We start from the raw sequence: 16,801 nt of genomic DNA on the forward strand, positions 1-16,801 counted from the left end.
ACGCAGGGCCTACAGGTGCGGGCCGACGCGCAGCACGGTGACCACCGCTTCGCCCGGCTCGCTGCGGCCGGTGGTGCGGTCGGCGGGGCCCCAGGTCCAGTGGAGGCGCCAGGCGCCGGCGCCCTGGTCGATGTAGGAGGTCCAGGTGGTGGTGTGTTCGTGGCCGGGCAGGCCGGGGTAGCGGTGGGAGCGCAGGCCGGGGTGGTGGGGGTCGGCGGCCAGGCGGGCCAGGGCGCGGCGGACCCGGCGCAGGCGGCGGGCGTCGGCGTGGCGGCCCTTCTCCAGGCGGGCCAGGGCGCGGGCGGCGGCGGGGGTGTAGTACAGCGTCGGCATCGTCGTCTCCTTCAGCGGGGCGTACAGAAGAAGCCCGCCTCCCTGGGGGAGGCGGGCTGTTGGTGTCGTGGATGGGCGGCCGCCGTACGAACGCAGTCGGCGAACTTCGGGGCTGCGGGAGTTACTGCGGGGAAACGCGGTTCTGTTTGCCTTGGACGCCCACGAATTTGCGCCGACGTCCCGTCAGGCCTCGGAAGGGCCTGCGTCACCCTGCGGGATGGGCCTGTAGCTCCCCCCGCTCAGTTACTGCGCGAAACGGCCCGGCCGTTTGCAGGGAGGGCGGATCCGTTGCGGAGATTCCGCCCTGGCGCCCGGCGTCCGGCTCGGCGGCGAGGCCGTCGCCCGCACTGCGGGCAGTCCGCCAGTGATCACCAGGCGCGGGGCGGGCAGGCGCCCCCTGGGCGACCACGCGCTGCGGCCCGTCTTCCGAGCCGCGGTGCCTGGCGGCCATCACGGTCCGGCTGGCGCCCGGGCTACCGGGTCGCGGCAGGTGGTCAGCGGGGTGCAGAGCGGGCTCTGCGACCCCCCGTTCTCCGGTCGCCCAGATCCCGTGCGCACCCGTGACCCGCCGGGCCATGCACCGGTTCCACTGGTATGACGACCTCATCACTGTCCTGGCTGCCGACCCCCACCGCGCTCAACGCCGGGCCCGAGCCCGCGCCGGACGGGGAGGAGCTGACCGAGGAGGAGCACGCCGGCCTGCAGGCGGCCGCAGCGGCCGGGGAGCGGGCGGCGGCCTGGGTACGCGAACTGGCCCGCCGCCAGCCGGTCGAGGCGCACGGGCGGGTGCTTGAGCTGACCGCCGACGCGATCGAGCAGACCTGCACCCGCGAGATCATCCCCGGCAACGACAACGACCTCGCCGCCGAGCTGCGCTACCGCCTGGACGGCGGCGTGCTGCTCGGCGCGACCAACCTGGAGACCGTCCCGGAGCTCACCGGCGGGGAGCGGATCGCCCTGGCCGCCGTCGCCGCCCTCGCCCTCGCGATGCCGGGCACCGCGCTGACCTCGTACGAGCGGGAGCTGCCCCACCTCGCCCAGGTGATGGACGAGGCGGTCGCCGCCGGCCGCGCCGCCCAGCCCAGCCGGTGAATCCCAGCACCGCCGGCACCGGAGCGCGGCCCGGCCGCGCCCGACGGGCGCTCGGCCCCGGCGCCGAGCGGGTCCTGACCGACGCCGTCCGCGCGCCCCGCACCCCGCCGCCGTGGTCACCGCAGGCCGTCGACGCCGCGCTGCACGCCGTCGTCGAGGAGTTCGAGCAGCGGGCCGCCGTGTGGCGCGAGGCCTTCGAGGGCCTGGACGAGGACGTCCTCGCCGAGGCCGCCGTCGAGGCCCGGGCGTTCGGTGCCGACCCGGCCGGCGCCGTCGACGAGCTGGTGCGCGGCTTGTACGGGCAGCTGGCCGTCTGGCAGGCCGCGATCGGCGACCTCGGCCGCGCGCTCACCGCGGCCGCGCAGGACCGGCCCCTGCCCGAGTGGGCCGCCGACGCCGGCCACACCGAGGACGTCCGCTGGCGCCAGGCCCGCCAGGCCCTGCTGGAGGCCGTCACCCGCCACCACCACGGCGGCGTCCTTCCCGCCTGGCCGCCGGACGATCGGCCGTGGTGATCACCAGTGTCCGGTGGCGGGAGAATGGGCCGGGTGACCAGCAGCCAGCCCCTGCCCCGGGGCCTCACTTCCCTGATCCCCGACGCCCGCGCCCAGGCCACCCCCGGCGAACGCGCCGCCTCCCAACTCCTCCACCTGCGCGAGGCCACCGTGCCCGTGCCGGTCCTCGCCGCCGCCGCCGAACTGATCGCCCCACAGCTGAAGAGCGACGACCCGGCCACCCGGGAAGCGGCCGCCACCGTCCACGCCCGCCTGCTCGCCGCCATCGAGGACGCCGCCCCGGTGACCCGTCTCATCGAAGTTTGACCGAACGGGACGGCCACCCCGCCCCGTCAGCGGAACACGACGATCAATAGGCTCTCGCACGTGAAGCAACCGTCGGAGATGAGCGAGCGCGAGTTCTTCGCCTTCATGGGTCAGCGTCCGAGCATGGTCGTGGGCAAGGCCTCGTTCGACAGGGTGACCGTCTTCCTCGCCGGCTATGCAACGCACGCCGACCGCCACGGCGGTCCAGACCCACTCGCCGGCTTTCACGAGTGGCTGGTCGCCCGCCGAGGTCGCGACTGCAACCACGGCTGGCCGGGCCAGGTCCTGCACATCGCTCTCCCCGACGGCTGGGAGGACATCTGGGACCTGCCGCCCGAGGACGAGCAGCGGGCCATCAAGGTCCTGTTCGAGCTCCTCGACGCCTTCCTCGCCGAACGTGAGGCGGCAGTGAACACCCAGGCATCAGCGTGAACACCCCGCCAGATCCGGAGGCGGGCCGTGCGAGGCGCAGCCCGGCCGGTCCCCGGGGAGCAGGGGGGTTCCCCGGGGACCGGCCGGTGGGAGGTCAGCGGCGCCGGGGAGGACATGGGCGCGGCTGGTCTGCTCGGCGGCCCGGTGGTGCTGTGGTGGGGCCGCCGTGCCGGGAATGCTAGACCCGCCCATCGGGCGATGGCCAGGGGTTTGACCTGCGATCTTTCGGCCGCGAACATGCCATCCGCAGGGGTACTGCTCTCCTGCGAGCAGGGTGCGTCAAAGGGGGTGCTCCGGCGGCCGGTGCGCCACGATGACGCGATGGACGACAGCACCCAGGCGATGGTCGGCTTCCTGCGCGACCAGTACCGCCGCCGCATCGAGATGAGCGAGAGTCTCCACAACGGGGTGATCACCGGACGCATCCCCGCCCTGGACGGCGACCGCCGCCAGCACGCCAGGTTCATCCTGGAGTCCGTACGCGAGGCCCAGTCGATGCTGGAGCTGTTCGAGACCACCATTGTGGCCCACCTCGGCACCGCCGGTCCCATGGGCGCCATCGCCGAGCAGCAGCTGCGCATCCTCGCTCAGCCGTACCTGTAGCCCAGGCCGACGCGTTCTCCCGGCCGGCCGCGGGAACGATCCGAGCACGGACGAGGGGTTGGCCCGGAGAACCAGGCCAACCCCTGCTTCACGCCGCCTGGTCGGTGTGGTCGGCGTCGGGGTCGCGCGTGCAGAGGTGGGCGGTCGGGCAGGCCGGGCAGCCGCGGGCGTCGACCAGGTCCGCGACGGCGTCGAACAGCTCCTGGGCGCGCTCGACGGATCCGATGCCCTCGAAGGTGGCGTACTCCTCGGCGGTGCCGACGGTGCCCTCCGAGAGGTGGGAGCGGAGGTAGGCGAGTGCGGCGAACTCCTCGTGGCCCAGGGTCTGCGGGTCTCCCGGGATGCAGGTCTTGGGCACCAGGTCGCTGGCGATGTCCCCGCCGAACAGCCACGGATCGCCGGGCTTCGCGGGCTTGCCGACGACGACGCGCAGGACGGCGTCCTCGCTGTCCGGCTCGACCAGGAGCATGCCGGCCGCGTGGAGCTCGTGCACCGCGTTCCGCACGTCCGCCACCTCGGCCCTGCCGCCGAGCATGCCCGCGAGCTCGCCGGCGGGAAGATCGCCGATGCTGCCGTCCGGGCGGCGCAGCCGCAGGACGCCACGGTCCAGGGCCATGTCCAGCCACGCGGCCTGCAGCGGGACCTTCGGACCGTAGGCCGAGCGCAGCCGGCCCAGGCGCCGCATGAGGTCGACGGCTTGGGGGCTGAGCCTGGGGTCGGCTGCGGCCCGTGCGGGGTCGAAGCCGGGGGCGGGGGACAGCCACTCGTCGTAGCCGGGCGGCTGGAGCTGCTGCAGGGTGTACTCGACCGCTCCGCGGTCCCGGCGCGGCTTGCCCGGCTTCTTGCGTCCCACGGTGACGTCCTCCCAGCTCAGCTTGCATGACGGCCCCATTGAACACCCGCCGCAGCCAGACGATTCCCCCGGGTAGCAACGCCCTGCACGAGTTGGTCCACAGGGAGCCGGCTCGCGCGTGCCATCGGCGGCTGCGGCCAGGACGGCGTCCTGACGGGCCTTCCGGCAGCCCGTGGACCCGGCGCAGCAGCGCGGCCGCGTCCGAGGCACCCGCCGTGTGCCCGGTACTGGCCACACCCGGTGCGGGGGTGTTGCCCGCTGGTTCGGGGCTTGGCGCCGGGCGAGCGGCGCCATGGCCCTGTCGGCTGTTCCGGCTGGCTGGCGAGGTCCGGCCTAACCCTCCTCGCCTCCGGTTCTCTTCGCCGACGCCGCTGGTACCGCTACGGTGACGCGTACCGACTGAGGAGGGGACCATGCGCAGCTCCGAGACCGCCCGGCGCGTCCTGGCGGACCTGCCCACCGCGATGGGCCTGCTGTGCTGGCGCGCGGCACCAGCCGCGTGGCGCGACGCCGTGGCGCGCGCGGCCCGGCTGCTCGGCCCGAGCTGGGCGCAGGACCCCGACCGGGACCGCCTGGGCGTGCTCGCCCTCCTCTTCTACGCCCTGGCCGACGAGCGCGCGGTCGCGGTCGGCGACGTCCCGCTGGAGGCGGTGCGCTCCGTGCTGGCCGTGGACGACCGGGGGCTGGCGTGGCACCTGGAGCGCCGCATCCGACGCATCCTGGACGAGCAGGGCCACAGCCCCTACCGGGACCTGCGCAGCCCGCAGCGGGACCGGGAGGAGAGCCCGCTGTGGCGTATCCAGCACCGGCTGATCCACGTCCAGATGCCCGACGAGCCGACCATGATGGCCGAGCCCCGGCCGTCGCGCCTGGCCGAGCAGGTCGACGTGCTGCTCGCCCTGCTGGCCGGGACCACCGAGGCCGAGGAGCGGCTGCTGCCCGAGGCGCCGCTCCCCGTGGGAGCGCTGAGGGTCCGGATCGACGGCGGGCGGGTGTACCGGTGGAGCGGCGGCATGGTCGTCGGCGCGGTCCCGGTCGCCTGCACGCCGTGCGGCACCCTGCCCGGCGGCACCGTCCTGGTCGACGGCCCGGACGCCACCTACCTCTGCGCCAACGGACACACCGCCCGCCCGGGCCTGCTGAGCGCCCCGCACGTACGCGTCGCCGTCGCCCACGGCCTGGACGACGACGGCCACAGGGCTCCCCTGCTCCTCCCGGAGGGCGCCGACATCGTGTGGCACGGCGACCTGAACATCGCCGGCCCCGGCGCCGCGGAGGACATCGACCCCACCGCCTACTTCATCGGCAGCAGCCGTATCTGGCAGGCCCGCTGACTGCCAGACTGGCGATCATGACCTCCGACCGGCGCCCGCTGTGGCGCCCTTCTCCCGAGCCCCCCGCCGAAGCCCTCGCTGACCAGCCCACCCCGGACGCCCGGCTAACCGCGGTCGAGCGGGCCGTCCCGCTCCTTGCTCCCTCCGCGGAACCGAGCCAGCAGCCGCCGCGTGGCGCCCGCCGGCCGCTCGGCGCCGGCGGCCTGGCCGCCGGCGCCGATGCCGACGGCTGACCGCGCCAGAAACAGGCCCGGGGCTGGGACAACGGACGCTGTCCCAGCCCTTTTCGGTGTGCGCCGACCACCAGCCACTCCGGCCAGCGCCGCCCGTCGGCCGGTCGACGGCCTCAACCCGGGAGGAGTACCGAGGTGGTCAGCGAGCGAGTGCCACGGTCAGCGTCTCGTCCGGGCAGCCGGACGCCAGCTGCTGCATCGCCTCACGCTCCCTGCCGTCCACGGTCAAACCCCATCGGGTCTTCACCGCAGTCCAGTCCGTGAGGTAGGTGCAGCGGTAGGCCTCCAGCGGCGGCAGCCACACCGAGATGTCCTTGTCCGCCTTCGACCGGTTGCTGCGCGCCGACACCGCCACCAGGGACCGGGCTTCGCCGAGGTCGTTCGCGTAGGCCTCCCGCTCGCCGGCGGTCCACGCCGAGGCCCCGACTGGCGGGGAGCGTCATTCCACTGGCGGGGAGCGTCATTCCAAGCGTGCGATATTCCGGCGAGTGGCAGCCCGATCGGGGCCCGCTCCCAGGAAGGCCAGCCGCCTGTGCTGTCCGCCCCCACGGTTAGGGTGACGGCATGGCACAGACGCTTCCGCACCTGATCACTGAGGCGGCGGTACTGTCCGCTGCCGGAGCCGGGCTGCGGCACTACACACTGGGCTCGGCGCTCGTCGCCGCGGGGGCGGACGCCACTGTCGTCATCCTCCTACCCGGAGACGACCCGAAGAACGGCGTGCAGAACTCCAGCAGGATCCTCCTGTGTGGGGAGAAGGCGCCGGATGACCTCCGCTCACGGTTGGGCTCCCGCGATGTCCCGCCCACTCGGCTGTTCGCACGACTTGAGCAGGGCTACCTCCCCCTCGGCGTCGTGCTCCGCCGGGGAACGTCCTCGGGATGTGACGGCTACAACCACATCGAGTTGGAGTTCGACCAGCCGTTGAGCCGAGCGGCGCTGGACGCGGTCAGGCCGGTCAGGGCCGTCGGCCCGCTGCCGGCAGTGGACTGGGTCGACCATGTGGAGACGGACCCGATCCAGGCACTGGAGTCCTTCGCCCTCGGATGGTTCCCCGCCGATCAGGCGGGAGCGTCCGGTAACGGCGGTGCGGCGGCTAGGCAGGCGGGCGACTTGCCGGAGGCGCTGGCCGCATTCCACCGCCTGGCACGTCTACGCCCTGCCCTCCGCGGGTTCCACGACCCGGTCCTGGAACAACCGGAACCCGCAGACGGACCGCGCGGCGACAGGCTGGTCTTCGCACGGTGGGCGCAGGGCTACCGGGACTGGTCCATCCCCTGGCCGCCGCGGGAGCAGGACGGATCCGACCCCGTCGTATGGGAGACCGAAGACCCCCAGAGCGCCGACTACAGGGAGACGACCGTCGAGCAGGAACCCCTCAGCCGCTTCCTCCTCAAGTACACCCTCTTCGAAGCCATGATCTCCTCCCCCTACCACGCCCGGACCTACCGCCTGCCAGCCGCGAGCCTGGACCCGCTGCTGCGCACGCTCCGGCCGGTACCGCTGAGCCCGTTCATGCCGGCCCACGACGCCGCGAGGTTCTTCGTCGCCCCGGGCCTGATCGCGGCGGTCAGCACCGACGGGACCGACGCTGGTGTCGGCTTCGCCGCGCTCCACCGCGGGACCCTGACGGCAATCCTCGACTACGGCTTCCGCTGGTTCCGCTTCGACGGCTGAAGCCGGAACGTTCCCGGACAGCAGGAGGCCGCCCCGCCGCCCGAAGGTTCGGCGGGCCGACCCTTGCTGCTACGCGCAGGTGTCGAGCATCTCGACCAGGGCGGTCTTCTCGGCGTCGGTGATGCTGAGGCCGTAGGTGTGCTTGATGTCGGTCCAGGCGCGGGAGTAGGTGCACCAGTACGACCGGAGCGGCGGCCGCCAGGCGTCGGGGCCCTTGTCGGCCTTGGCCCTGTTGGAGGCGGCGGAGACCGCGACCAGCTGGGAGTGGGTCAGGTCATTGGCGAAGGCCCGGCGCTTGTCGGTGGTCCAGGTGTCGGCGCCCGACCTCCACGAAGAGGCCAACGGAACCAGATGATCAATATCGAGGGCTTTGGCGTCGGTGACCACCTTGTCGTCGTAGGGGCTGGTCCAGGTGCCGGCCACGGCGCGGCACTGGTCGTCCTGGACGATGTCCTGGCCGTCGCGGGCGAGGACGACCTCGCGGGTGTCGCAGGTGCCGTACTGCCGGATCCAGTGCGGGAACTTCTCGCGGGTGTACCCCTCCATCGAGTGCGGGGCCTCGACGACGAGCTCGTCCAGCTCCGTGCGTGCCTGCGCAGCAGGAGGCGGTTCAGGCAGCTGCCGGTGCTGGGCAACAACGGTGGCCACAGGAACAGACGGCGGCGCTGCGGCGGTGGCCGGGCCGGCTGCGGGGATCAGCGCGAGGGCGAGCGCGGCGGCAGCGGTGGCGCCGCGGCGCCACCAGGCGAAAGTGATCATGCGGCAAGGGCTACCGGCCGGGACGACGCGGCCTGCGTACCGTCACCCGCTGGTCGGCGCGTCGCCGCTCACGTTGACGCAGGCCGGCCGGCGGCCCAGGCCTGGAGGTAGGCGGTCCAGTCGGTCGCGGCGCGGGCGCGCCATCTCGTGACGGTGTTGAGGTGGAGGCCGAGTATGGGGGCGAGGACGGCCGGGGGCATGTCCTGGGCGAGCTGGACCAGCGCGGTGGCCCGGGCCGGGCGGCTGGGGATGCCGTGGGCGGTGAGGCGGCGCACCAGCGCGCCGCCGGTGATGTGCCGGCCCGGCTCGGCCGAGGGGAAGAGCCAGCGGTTCGGGTGGTTCGCCGCCCAGCCCGGGGGCCGTGGCCGGTTGGCGAAGTCGGTCAGGAGCCGGGCCAGGGGGCCGGGCAGGCGGATGGGCACGCGGTCCAGGACCAGCACGGGCCATTGTCCCGTACGGTCACGGCGTCCGCGGGCAGGGCCGCGATCCGGGTGACTTCCTGGCCGAAGAGGTAGAGGACGGCGCCGGCGGCGCGGACGTCGGACGGCAGTTCCGTGTCGGTGAGGCACTGGTGGAGGATCTCCCAGTGGGAGTCGTCATCCAGAGCGACAGGGTCGGGCCGGGGCCGGACGGGAACGTCGAGGCTAGACGGCGGCCAGGTCCTCGCGCAGCCGACGGGCCTCGACCGACCAGTCATCGCACGGGTCGAACGGGCCGGCGGGTGCCACCGCGCCCGTCGGCCGCCGCAGGGCAAGGCCCCTCACCGGAACGACCGCCGGACCGGAGAGGAGATCCGGGCGTAGGGGGGACGTCGAGCTCTGCGACTCCAGGACGGACGGCTCGCGCGAGCAGGCTGCTCACCACTGCGAACAGCGGGCGAGGTCGCGGACGTGGCAGTACTCGGCGGTGGCCAGGGCGAGGTCCAGGTGGTCGGCGACCTCGCCACCGCCGTGGAGGTAGCCGTCCTCGGAGGCGGCGCGCAGCCGGTGCGCCCAGCCGCGCCACGGCACCGCTGGCCGTCCACCACGGGTGTGCCGCAGGGCAGCCAGAGGCGGAAGTGGTCCGCGATGATCTCCAAGGGCGGGCGGTGGTCGAGCATCGTCCCGCACCGCTGGGTGTCCTTCCCGTCTTGGGTGATGGCGGTGCCATTGGACACTGGCTGCAGTCGGCCGACTCCCGGGGGTGCTATGGAGCGGGGGGCGGCTTGCGGTGGCGGCCGCGGTTTCGTCGACGTCGGCGGGAATACACTGGACACCAAATCTGTTGTTCTTTGGTGTTCAGAGATGAAAGATTGATCTTGAGGGGAAATCGTGGCGCAGCCCAGCCGCACGATCCAGATCGACGATGAGGTCTTCGCCTATCTCCAGCGGCATAGCGAGCCCCTGGTGGACACGCCGAACGATGTGCTGCGGCGGCTGCTGCTCGACGGCGAGCGGCTGGCATCCGATCCTGCGGGTGCGCGCCCCACGGGTGCGCTGATGCCGCTGATCGAGGCCGGGCTCGTGCGGCCCGGCGACCAGCTGCGGCACACCCAGAGCCGGCTGAAGTTCACCTACACCGCTTCGGTGGCGGGCGACGGGTGGATCGACATCCCCGATGGGCGGACGTTCCGGCTGCCCTCCCCCGCGCTCAAGGCCCAGGTCGGCTACGACGTGTCCGGCTGGGCGCAGTACGTCCACGTTCCCAGCGGCGCCACGCTCGCCGAGCTCCGCGATCGGCTGGCGGCCGGCCAGTCCTGAGAACGGGCGGCAGGCAAGAGCGGGCAAGGCCGTCAGAGCGGGGAGAGCGATGGAGGGGGAGGACGTGGGGCTTTCGGAGGTGGAGAGCCGCGCGGTGCTGGAGGGGGTGGTCCTTCCGGCGGCCACCGCCGGGGCGGTGGCTCAGGAGCGGCCGGTGGTGGTGCTCGTGGCGGGGCAGCCCGGCAGCGGCAAGACCACCGTCGGGGGCCTGTTGCACGCCGTCCTTGATGCGCGGGGCGGGGCGGTGCGGGTGGGCGCCGACCTGTACAAGGCCGTGCACCGGCACTACCCGGTTCTGCTGGAGGAGGACGTGCGCACCGCCGGGGCCGGCGTACGGGCGGACACCCGCCGGTGGCAGGCCGCCGTGGAGGAGCGGGTGCGCGAGGGCCGCTTCGACGCGCTGGTGGAGACCGCGCTCGCCGACGCCGGCGAGGTGCGCGCGCAGGCGGCGGCCTACCGGGCGGCCGGGTACCGGATCGAGGTGGTGGCGCTGGCCTGTGCCGAGGCGTGGAGCCAGCTCGGTGTCCTCGCCCGCTACACCAAGCAGGCGCTGGCGACGGGGGCGGGCCGGTACGTGTCCTGGGAGAACCACGACGCGTGCGCGGCCGCGCTGGTGGCGACTCTGCGGACGGTCGAGGAGGAGATGCTGGCCGACCGCGTCACCGTGGTGCGGCGGAACCTCGTGCCGCTGTACGGCAACGAGCTTGTCGGCGGCGCCTGGGCGAAGGCGCCGGGCGCGGCGCGGGCGGTGGAGTTGGAACGGGCCCGGTGGTGGGACGCGGTGGAGAGCGCCGGCTTCCAGCGGGAGCTGTCCCGCACCGAGCGGGCGCTGACGATGGCCGAGGGCCGGGTGGCGGCCGACCGCGTGCTGGCGGTGGTCCGCGACGCGCGCCGGGCCGCCGCTCTGTCCGAGCCGGTGCGCCGGATCGCGCAGGCCCTGCGTCGACCGCCGGGTGTCGACTTCCACCGGCTCTCCGCAGCCGAGCACCGCGAGATCTTCGACCTCGACATCGCACCGATGCTCCTGGGCGGCACCGTCGCCCAAGAACGGCCGGTGGCGGTGTTCGTGGTGGGCCAGCCCGGCGCGGGCAAGACCAGGGCGGCCTCCCTCTTGGTCAGGCGTGCGATGCGGCCGGGCGCGGTCCATCTCACCGGCGACGACCTCAAGGTGCTGCACCCGGACTACTTCGACCTGCTGCGCTGCGAGGCGCGCGAGGCGGGGGCCGCGATCCGCGCGGACTACAAGGCCTGGATGGCTCTGGCACAGGCGTACGTGCGCGAGCGGCGCGGCGACATCGTGATCGAGACCGCCCCCGGCAACGCCCGGGACGTCCTGGCCGACGCCGCCGCGTTCAAGCGGGCCGGCTACCGGGTCCAGGTCCTGGCCCTGGCGGTGCGCGCCGCCGACAGCCGCCAGGGCACCGCCGCCCGCTACGCGGACGCGCAGCGCGACGGAACTCCGGCGCGGTTCACGACGGCGGCCGGGCACGACCGGTGCTACGGCGCGGTGGCCGACGTGGTCGAGGAGGCCGCGCTCGGCAGTGTGGTGGACGAGCTGGTGGTGATGGGCCGGGACGGGCGGGCGCTGTGGCGCCGGGGATGGTCCGGCGGCGCGCCGGGGTGGGCACTGGCCGCCGAGCGGAACCGCCCTTACACGGAGGCGGAGGCGCGACGCTTCCTCGCGGTCCAGGCGCAGGTGCGCCGGGCGTTGCCGCAGTACCGCGTGGAGGTGGAGGAGATCGCGGCCCTGGCCCGCCCGCTCCTGCCGCCGCTGCTCCGGCCTGCGGCGCTGGCCGTGCCGCCCGCAGGTCCGCTGCCCGCCGTACGGGCTGCCTGAGCTCCGGTCAGCTCCCGCCGGTCAGCTCCCGCAGGACCGCCGTGTAGTGGGCGGCCAGGCGGCCGGCCTCCCCGGTGTCCATGCCGTCCTTCAGCTGCTGGAGGTCGGTCATGGCCTGTTGCCGGGCCTCCAGCAGAACGTCCAGGGCTGCCGGGTCGGCGCCTTCCCGCACGGCGCGGCGCAGGTCGCGGATGCCTGAGCTGTACCAGGCCACCACCGCGCGAACGGCCCGCTCCGCCCGCTCCTGCGGACCGGCGGCCGGCAGGTCGGGCATCTGGGCATGGCCGTCCTGGGGACGGGCGTCGGGCACGGTGGCACCACCTCGGATCGGATCTCACGGTCGCCGCCAGTCTCACACGCCGCGCCCGCCTCCGGTGCTGCACCCGGTCGCCCCATCGGCCTACCGCCCCACCGGCCGGGCAGCCCGCGGCGGCGGCGACGGCCGTGCCCGCTCCGGCATCGGCCCGTACCGCGCCCGGCGGGCAAGGGCGTAGGTTGATGGCCAGTCAGGCAGACGGGGAGAGGGCAACGTGGCACGGGACCTGCGGGCGCTGTTCGGCTCGAACAACCAGGCCTTGGACGCAACCGAGGCGTTCACCAACCGCCAGGCCCAATGGGACGCCGTCTCGACGGCGCTCACCGACCACCTCGGCCGTGTCGCCGCCCCTGGCTTCGACGTCCAGGACCTGGAGGCGCCCCGGCACAACGTGCTGGTCTTCCACGGGGTCGGCGGCATCGGCAAGACGACGCTCTCCCGCAAGCTGGAGGCCTCGCTCGCCGACGCCGACCGGCGCCCCGCCCAGTGGGGGGAACCCGCCTGGCCCGCCCGTCCCCGGCTCCTGCCGGTGCGCGTCGACCTCGCCCGCTCCGCCGGCACCGACCTCGAACATCTGGTCCTCACCCTGCGCCTCGCGCTCGCCCGCCACGTCGGCCGCGCCCTGCCCGCCTTCGACATCGCGCTGCGCCGCTACTGGGACACCGTCCACCCGGGCGAGCCGCTGGAGGAGTACCTGCGCCGCCGCGGACTCGCGGCGATGGCGGGCGAGGCCCTGCCCGGGCAGATCAAGGGCGCCGTCGGCGAGGCCGCCCAGCAGCTCGCGCTGCCCGGCGTGGTCGGGTCCGCCGCCGGGCAGGTCGCCGCCGCGCTGGTCACCGCACTGCGCCAGCGGCACGAGAAGGCCCGCGCGCTGGCCGGCTGTGTGCGGCTGGCGGACCTGCTGGAGGCCGAGCCGGACGTAGAGGCGCTGTCCTTCTACCCGCACCTGCTGGCCTGGGAGATCGCCCGCCTGCCCGCCAAGCACACTGTGGTGCCGGTGGTGCTGCTGGACGGTTTCGAGGACGTCGGCGACCGTACCCACCGCGACTTCGAGCGCCTGGTCCAGCGCGTGGTGTGGCTCATGCCGGGCGCCCTGTTCGTCGTCACCGGCCGCTCCCGCCTGCAGTGGGCCGATCCCGCCCTGCAGGGCCAGCTCGACTACACCGGGCCGACTGCCTGGCCCGGTCTCGCCCCGGTCTCCAGCCCGCTGCTGCCCGCCGCCCGCACCCCGGCCCCGGACGCCGGTCCGCGGCAGCTGCTGATCGGCGACTTCTCCCCCGAGGACTGCGAGGACTACCTCGCCCACCGCCTCACCCACGACGGCCAGCCCCTCATCCCCGCCCCCGTCCGCGCCGTCATCGCCCGCCGCTCCCACGGCCTGCCGCTCCACCTCGACCTCTCCGCCCTGCGCTTCCTGGAGATCCGCCGCACCCGCAACCCTGAACCCGGCGACTTCGAAGCCGACTTCGCCGCCCTGGTCGCCCGCACCCTCCAGGACCTCACCGCAGGCGAGCGGCACGTCCTGCGCGCCACCAGCCTGCTGGACGCCTTCGACGTCCCGCTCGCCACCGCCGCCGCCGGCATGAGCCACGACGCGCCCGCCCTGCGCCTGGTGGAGCGGCCGCTGGTCCGCGAAGACCCGACCGCGCTGTGGCCGTACCACCTGCACGCCCTGGTCCGCTCGGCCCTGCGCGGCGCCGACGACCGTACCGACGACCGCTGGTCCGACCAGGACTGGCAGCGCGCCGCCGACCGCGCCCACACCGCCCTCGGCGACCAGTGGACCACCGCCGCCGGCGACCGCGCCCTGCTCGTCGGCTGCCTGCGACAGGGCCTGCGCCTGGCCCGCGACCACCGCCTCGACCTCGGCTGGCTCGCCGACGCCGCCTGGGCCTACATCTCCGACTCGGTCTGGGAGCCCCTCGCCCCACCCGCACCCACCCGCCCACCCGGGCAGCCCGCCGTGGACGGGCCGGACGGCGTCGCGGTGCTGGGCACCCCGGCCGACGCCCTGGTGGAGACCCTCAGCGCGATCGCCAGCCGCCAGCGCGAGCACCGCACCCGCACCGCCGACCGCCTCACCCGCGTCATCGACAGCCACCTGCTCCCGGCGGACCTGACCGACATGGCCCTCTACTACCGGGCCAAGGCCCACCGCGACCTCGGCCGCGCCGCCGCCTCCCGGCAGGGCATGCAGCAGGTCGCCGCCGGCGCCACCCGCCTCGCCCCGGCCGCCCGCCGCGGCCTCGTCCACCTCGCCCGCCTCGAAGGCGACTTCCCCGCCGCCCTGGCCGCCGCGCAGAACCTCGGCTGGGCCGGACGCCAGAACCGCGTCCTCGGCGACCTGTGGTGGGTCCACGCCGAGATGGACCAGGCCGCCGCCGCCTACGAGGCCGCGCGCGCCGACGCCGAGCAGCACGCCGTCGCCGGCGAGCGCGCGACCTCCCAGGCACAGCTCGCCTTCGTCCGCGCCTTCACCGACCCCGAGACGGCCGACGACGACCTCGACCTCACCGCCCAGCTCCTGACCGGCCTCGACCTGCGCGCCACCACCCTCACCACCCGCATCGCCGCCCTGATCCGCGACGCCGGCACCGGCGGCCAGGACTACCTCGACCGCGCGAACCTGCTCGACGCCGAGGTCCGCGCCTCCGGCGTGCGCGCCGCCCGCACCACCCTCGCCCTCGCTCTGTGCTTCCACCACGCCGTCCTCGACGACCACAACGGCCTGGACGCCGCGATCCGCGACCTCGACCAGCTCACCCGCGGCCACGACTACGCCTACTACACCGACATCGCAGCCTTCATGGCCGGCCGCGACCTCCAGTTCCCCTCCGGCGCCCGCTGGTACGACGGACCCGACGCCGTACGCTCCCGCTGGCGCGCCCTCGTCACCGCACGTCAGCACCGCCTCAACGGCGGCGGCCGCTAGCTAGATGCTGACGGCGTGGATCGTGGAGTGAATCAGCTGGGGACAGACACTGAGGGCCTGGTCGAGAGCGGCTTCCAAGGCGGTGGAGTCCTGGTGCTGGTCAATGTTCAGGAAGGCAACCCAGCTGGAGGGGTGGTATCGGGCGAACATGGAGAGCGTGAAGAGGAGGGACCACCACAGGAGCAAGGGGTGCAGAAGCTCGCTTTGCCCGGCGATGGCGGGGAAGAGGTAGGCGTCGTCGTCGGCAAGGTAGGTCGTGGTGGCAGGCGGCAAGAGCTGCCACTGCCTGGTTGCGGTGAACGTCCCGTCGTTCTCGACCCTGCTGAAATCGTTGGGCGCACCGGCGGGCTCGGTGCCGTGCAGCCCAGGGTAGTGAGAGAGGAAGTCCTCCAGGCCTCGGCCTCGCTCGCCCGCCGGAATACCTTTCACCCATCCCGCGTGGCCAGGGACGACCATCGCGTTGTCCCCGAACCGTAGGACGGGATGAACGGCTCCCTGCGCCGTGAGTGGGTAGCGGGTCAGCTCGGGCACCATGCTCCACAGCTGTCCGAAGCTGGCACCGTCGCCCGGCAGGGAAGCCGAACCTAGGAGGCTCGCGAGCTGCTTGAAGGACCCCTTCTTGCCGTTCTGGTTCTTGACCGTGCACTGGCTCAGCAGCCTCTGCTCGTCAAGCTTCTCCACTGCGATGCCGTGGTTGTTGAGCTGCCAATCGTCCGGTGTGCTCGCGCGGGTGGAGGCGGCCGCGATGGCCCGACCGGCCTGGCTGAGACCGTAGAACAGCAGTATTGGCCGCGCGCTGTAGTCAACGGCTTCCGCAGATTTGAAGAGCTGCTCCGACTGCTCAAGAGCCGCCCCGAAGATCAGTTTCCTCTCAGCATCGCTTCCTGCCGGGCCAGGCGGGCTGTGCCGCAGACTCCTGATCCGCTGCCACACCCTCGCCGGAGACGGCTTCCCAACGTCATTCCATGGCACCTGGACTCGGACGCCAGGAGGGGTCACGACCATCGGATGAGTCACCATGACCGGATTCTTCTCCAACCATGATCGGAAGGCCATGGGTTTTCGCGTTCAACACTGGAGGATGCGGTCGCCCTCCGGGACGCGGACCCCGAGCACAACGAGGACGGCCTGCTCAGTCGACCCGCAGAACCCTGGAGACGTAGATCTGCGGCGGCTCCTGCCTCTCGTCCACCGCGTACTCCACCAGGCCCAGGTCCCGGCGCAGCGGCGCCGAGTGCATACCGGGTCGGCCGGGGACGGGCATGCTCAGGTGGGGGAAGGGGTTGCCGCGCAGGTCGACGAGGAATGCCACGAGGGCGGAGAACACGTCGGCAGGCGTGCCGGGATCGCCGAGGAACTCCTCGACGGCCGGGGAGACGGTGATCGGGTCGTCCTGGTCGTCCGGGAACTCGTTATGGTCGCTCACAGGGCTCCGAGTCGGCGCAGGACGGCGGAGGCGGAGGTGCGGGGGGCGGTGCCGGCCTGGACGGCGGCGTGGATGCGGTCGCCCTCCGAGTCCCGGTAGAGCTCCGCACGCAGCCACCAGCGCTTCAGGACGCCACCGATCGTCTCGACGTCGGCCTCACCCATCTCCCGGTAGAACTCCATCCGCTGCGCCGGCGGCAAGGCGGCGGCGACGGCGTCCTGGGTGCGCGGGATGGGCTGCTGGCCGTCGTGGTGGCCGTGCAGGGGGGCTGCGCTCACAGTTCCTCCGGGCGTCTCGTGCGGGCGGGACCGGTACCAGTGTCCTCCCCTGCTGGCTTCGGTCGGTATCCGGGGCACCGGCTGGGCCGGTCAGATCTTGGAGCGGTGCGGGTACGGCAACGGTTTCTTCGGGTGG

General features: G+C 73.6%; 20 protein-coding genes and 1 pseudogene. 11 read left to right on the forward strand and 10 right to left on the reverse strand.

The genetic code is table 11. From position 1 onward, the window contains the following. Window positions 1-9: 9 nt before the first annotated feature. On the reverse strand, window positions 10-333 hold the full coding sequence (locus ACIQI7_RS32045; RefSeq protein ID WP_401116885.1) for a hypothetical protein: 324 nt from the start codon (window positions 331-333) through the stop codon (window positions 10-12). Window positions 334-927: 594 nt separating this feature from the next. Here ACIQI7_RS32045 and ACIQI7_RS32050 point away from each other — a divergent pair. The 5 genes from ACIQI7_RS32050 (at window position 928) to ACIQI7_RS32070 (ending at window position 3,281) form a co-directional block, all read left to right on the forward strand. After that, the gene (locus tag ACIQI7_RS32050) at window positions 928-1,425 is read left to right on the forward strand and encodes a hypothetical protein (RefSeq protein WP_401116887.1); all 498 of its coding nucleotides are present in this window, start codon (window positions 928-930) and stop codon (window positions 1,423-1,425) included. Continuing rightward, complete coding sequence (locus ACIQI7_RS32055) at window positions 1,422-1,940, forward strand: hypothetical protein (RefSeq protein WP_401116889.1); 519 nt, start codon at window positions 1,422-1,424, stop codon at window positions 1,938-1,940. The genes ACIQI7_RS32050 and ACIQI7_RS32055 overlap by 4 nt, the downstream gene beginning before the upstream one ends. A gap of 33 nt (window positions 1,941-1,973) precedes the next feature. Then, window positions 1,974-2,246, forward strand: a complete 273-nt coding sequence (locus ACIQI7_RS32060; RefSeq protein WP_401116891.1) for a hypothetical protein — start codon at window positions 1,974-1,976, stop codon at window positions 2,244-2,246. A 60-nt stretch (window positions 2,247-2,306) separates the two neighbouring features. After that, a complete protein-coding gene (locus tag ACIQI7_RS32065; RefSeq protein WP_401116893.1) occupies window positions 2,307-2,678 on the forward strand; it encodes a hypothetical protein in 372 nt (123 codons plus the stop codon). A 321-nt stretch (window positions 2,679-2,999) separates the two neighbouring features. Then, window positions 3,000-3,281 (forward strand): hypothetical protein, encoded by a 282-nt coding sequence (locus ACIQI7_RS32070; RefSeq protein WP_401116895.1) that lies wholly within the window; start codon window positions 3,000-3,002, stop codon window positions 3,279-3,281. An 88-nt stretch (window positions 3,282-3,369) separates the two neighbouring features. On the opposite strand, the gene ACIQI7_RS32075 is transcribed toward ACIQI7_RS32070, so the two are convergent. Further along, on the reverse strand, window positions 3,370-4,134 hold the full coding sequence (locus ACIQI7_RS32075) for a hypothetical protein (RefSeq protein WP_401116897.1): 765 nt from the start codon (window positions 4,132-4,134) through the stop codon (window positions 3,370-3,372). A 413-nt stretch (window positions 4,135-4,547) separates the two neighbouring features. On the opposite strand from ACIQI7_RS32075, the gene ACIQI7_RS32080 reads away from it, so the two are divergent. Next, window positions 4,548-5,468 (forward strand): hypothetical protein, encoded by a 921-nt coding sequence (locus ACIQI7_RS32080; protein WP_401116899.1) that lies wholly within the window; start codon window positions 4,548-4,550, stop codon window positions 5,466-5,468. A gap of 17 nt (window positions 5,469-5,485) precedes the next feature. After that, window positions 5,486-5,701, forward strand: a complete 216-nt coding sequence (locus tag ACIQI7_RS32085; protein ID WP_401116901.1) for a hypothetical protein — start codon at window positions 5,486-5,488, stop codon at window positions 5,699-5,701. Between the two features lie 139 nt (window positions 5,702-5,840). On the opposite strand, the pseudogene ACIQI7_RS32090 reads toward ACIQI7_RS32085, so the two are convergent. Then, window positions 5,841-6,113: pseudogene (locus ACIQI7_RS32090) on the reverse strand (HNH endonuclease family protein); the annotation flags it as partial. 152 nt (window positions 6,114-6,265) lie between these two features. Here ACIQI7_RS32090 and ACIQI7_RS32095 point away from each other — a divergent pair. Beyond that, the gene (locus tag ACIQI7_RS32095) at window positions 6,266-7,378 is read left to right on the forward strand and encodes a hypothetical protein (protein WP_401116903.1); all 1,113 of its coding nucleotides are present in this window, start codon (window positions 6,266-6,268) and stop codon (window positions 7,376-7,378) included. Between the two features lie 69 nt (window positions 7,379-7,447). On the opposite strand, the gene ACIQI7_RS32100 is transcribed toward ACIQI7_RS32095, so the two are convergent. The 3 genes from ACIQI7_RS32100 to ACIQI7_RS32110 form a co-directional block, all read right to left on the reverse strand. Further along, complete coding sequence (locus ACIQI7_RS32100; protein ID WP_401116905.1) at window positions 7,448-8,137, reverse strand: HNH endonuclease family protein; 690 nt, start codon at window positions 8,135-8,137, stop codon at window positions 7,448-7,450. Between the two features lie 68 nt (window positions 8,138-8,205). Further along, entirely contained in the window at window positions 8,206-8,559 is a 354-nt protein-coding gene (locus tag ACIQI7_RS32105) for a helix-turn-helix domain-containing protein (RefSeq protein WP_401116907.1), read from the reverse strand. 435 nt (window positions 8,560-8,994) lie between these two features. After that, window positions 8,995-9,147, reverse strand: coding sequence for a hypothetical protein (locus tag ACIQI7_RS32110; protein ID WP_401116909.1), 153 nt, complete (start codon window positions 9,145-9,147; stop codon window positions 8,995-8,997). Window positions 9,148-9,447: 300 nt separating this feature from the next. Between ACIQI7_RS32110 and ACIQI7_RS32115 the strand changes: the two genes are divergently transcribed. Both ACIQI7_RS32115 and ACIQI7_RS32120 read left to right on the forward strand, forming a co-directional pair. Continuing rightward, on the forward strand, window positions 9,448-9,876 hold the full coding sequence (locus tag ACIQI7_RS32115) for a hypothetical protein (protein WP_401116911.1): 429 nt from the start codon (window positions 9,448-9,450) through the stop codon (window positions 9,874-9,876). 64 nt (window positions 9,877-9,940) lie between these two features. Beyond that, window positions 9,941-11,713, forward strand: a complete 1,773-nt coding sequence (locus tag ACIQI7_RS32120; protein WP_401116913.1) for a zeta toxin family protein — start codon at window positions 9,941-9,943, stop codon at window positions 11,711-11,713. Between the two features lie 7 nt (window positions 11,714-11,720). Here the strand turns inward: ACIQI7_RS32120 and ACIQI7_RS32125 are convergent, their stop codons facing one another. Then, window positions 11,721-12,023, reverse strand: a complete 303-nt coding sequence (locus ACIQI7_RS32125) for a hypothetical protein (RefSeq protein WP_401116915.1) — start codon at window positions 12,021-12,023, stop codon at window positions 11,721-11,723. A 220-nt stretch (window positions 12,024-12,243) separates the two neighbouring features. Between ACIQI7_RS32125 and ACIQI7_RS32130 the strand changes: the two genes are divergently transcribed. Continuing rightward, entirely contained in the window at window positions 12,244-14,961 is a 2,718-nt protein-coding gene (locus ACIQI7_RS32130; protein WP_401116917.1) for an ATP/GTP-binding protein, read from the forward strand. Here the strand turns inward: ACIQI7_RS32130 and ACIQI7_RS32135 are convergent, their stop codons facing one another. From ACIQI7_RS32135 to ACIQI7_RS32145, 3 genes are all read right to left on the reverse strand, one after another. Continuing rightward, a complete protein-coding gene (locus ACIQI7_RS32135) occupies window positions 14,962-15,894 on the reverse strand; it encodes a YaaC family protein (RefSeq protein ID WP_401116919.1) in 933 nt (310 codons plus the stop codon). A gap of 199 nt (window positions 15,895-16,093) precedes the next feature. Further along, window positions 16,094-16,387 carry a hypothetical protein gene (locus tag ACIQI7_RS32140; RefSeq protein ID WP_401116921.1) on the reverse strand — a complete coding sequence of 98 codons (294 nt, stop codon included), beginning with the start codon at window positions 16,385-16,387 and terminating at the stop codon, window positions 16,094-16,096. Then, window positions 16,384-16,665 carry a hypothetical protein gene (locus tag ACIQI7_RS32145; RefSeq protein ID WP_401116923.1) on the reverse strand — a complete coding sequence of 94 codons (282 nt, stop codon included), beginning with the start codon at window positions 16,663-16,665 and terminating at the stop codon, window positions 16,384-16,386. The genes ACIQI7_RS32140 and ACIQI7_RS32145 overlap by 4 nt, the downstream gene beginning before the upstream one ends. Between the last annotated feature and the right edge of the window lie 136 nt (window positions 16,666-16,801).

Origin of the sequence: Kitasatospora sp. NPDC092039 (genome assembly GCF_044756065.1) — a bacterium.
Lineage (GTDB): Bacteria > Actinomycetota > Actinomycetes > Streptomycetales > Streptomycetaceae > Kitasatospora.

Bases quoted from the DNA above. Each gene is read 5' to 3' on its own strand.
- ACIQI7_RS32095 (WP_401116903.1), top strand. From the start codon at position 6,266: ATGGCACAGACGCTTCCGCACCTGATCACTGAGGCGGCGGTACTGTCC.
- ACIQI7_RS32080 (WP_401116899.1), top strand. From the start codon at position 4,548: ATGCGCAGCTCCGAGACCGCCCGGCGCGTCCTGGCGGACCTGCCCACC.
- ACIQI7_RS32100 (WP_401116905.1), bottom strand. From the start codon at position 8,137: ATGATCACTTTCGCCTGGTGGCGCCGCGGCGCCACCGCTGCCGCCGCG.
- ACIQI7_RS32070 (WP_401116895.1), top strand. From the start codon at position 3,000: ATGGACGACAGCACCCAGGCGATGGTCGGCTTCCTGCGCGACCAGTAC.
- ACIQI7_RS32050 (WP_401116887.1), top strand. From the start codon at position 928: ATGACGACCTCATCACTGTCCTGGCTGCCGACCCCCACCGCGCTCAAC.
- ACIQI7_RS32045 (WP_401116885.1), bottom strand. From the start codon at position 333: ATGCCGACGCTGTACTACACCCCCGCCGCCGCCCGCGCCCTGGCCCGC.
- ACIQI7_RS32085 (WP_401116901.1), top strand. From the start codon at position 5,486: ATGACCTCCGACCGGCGCCCGCTGTGGCGCCCTTCTCCCGAGCCCCCC.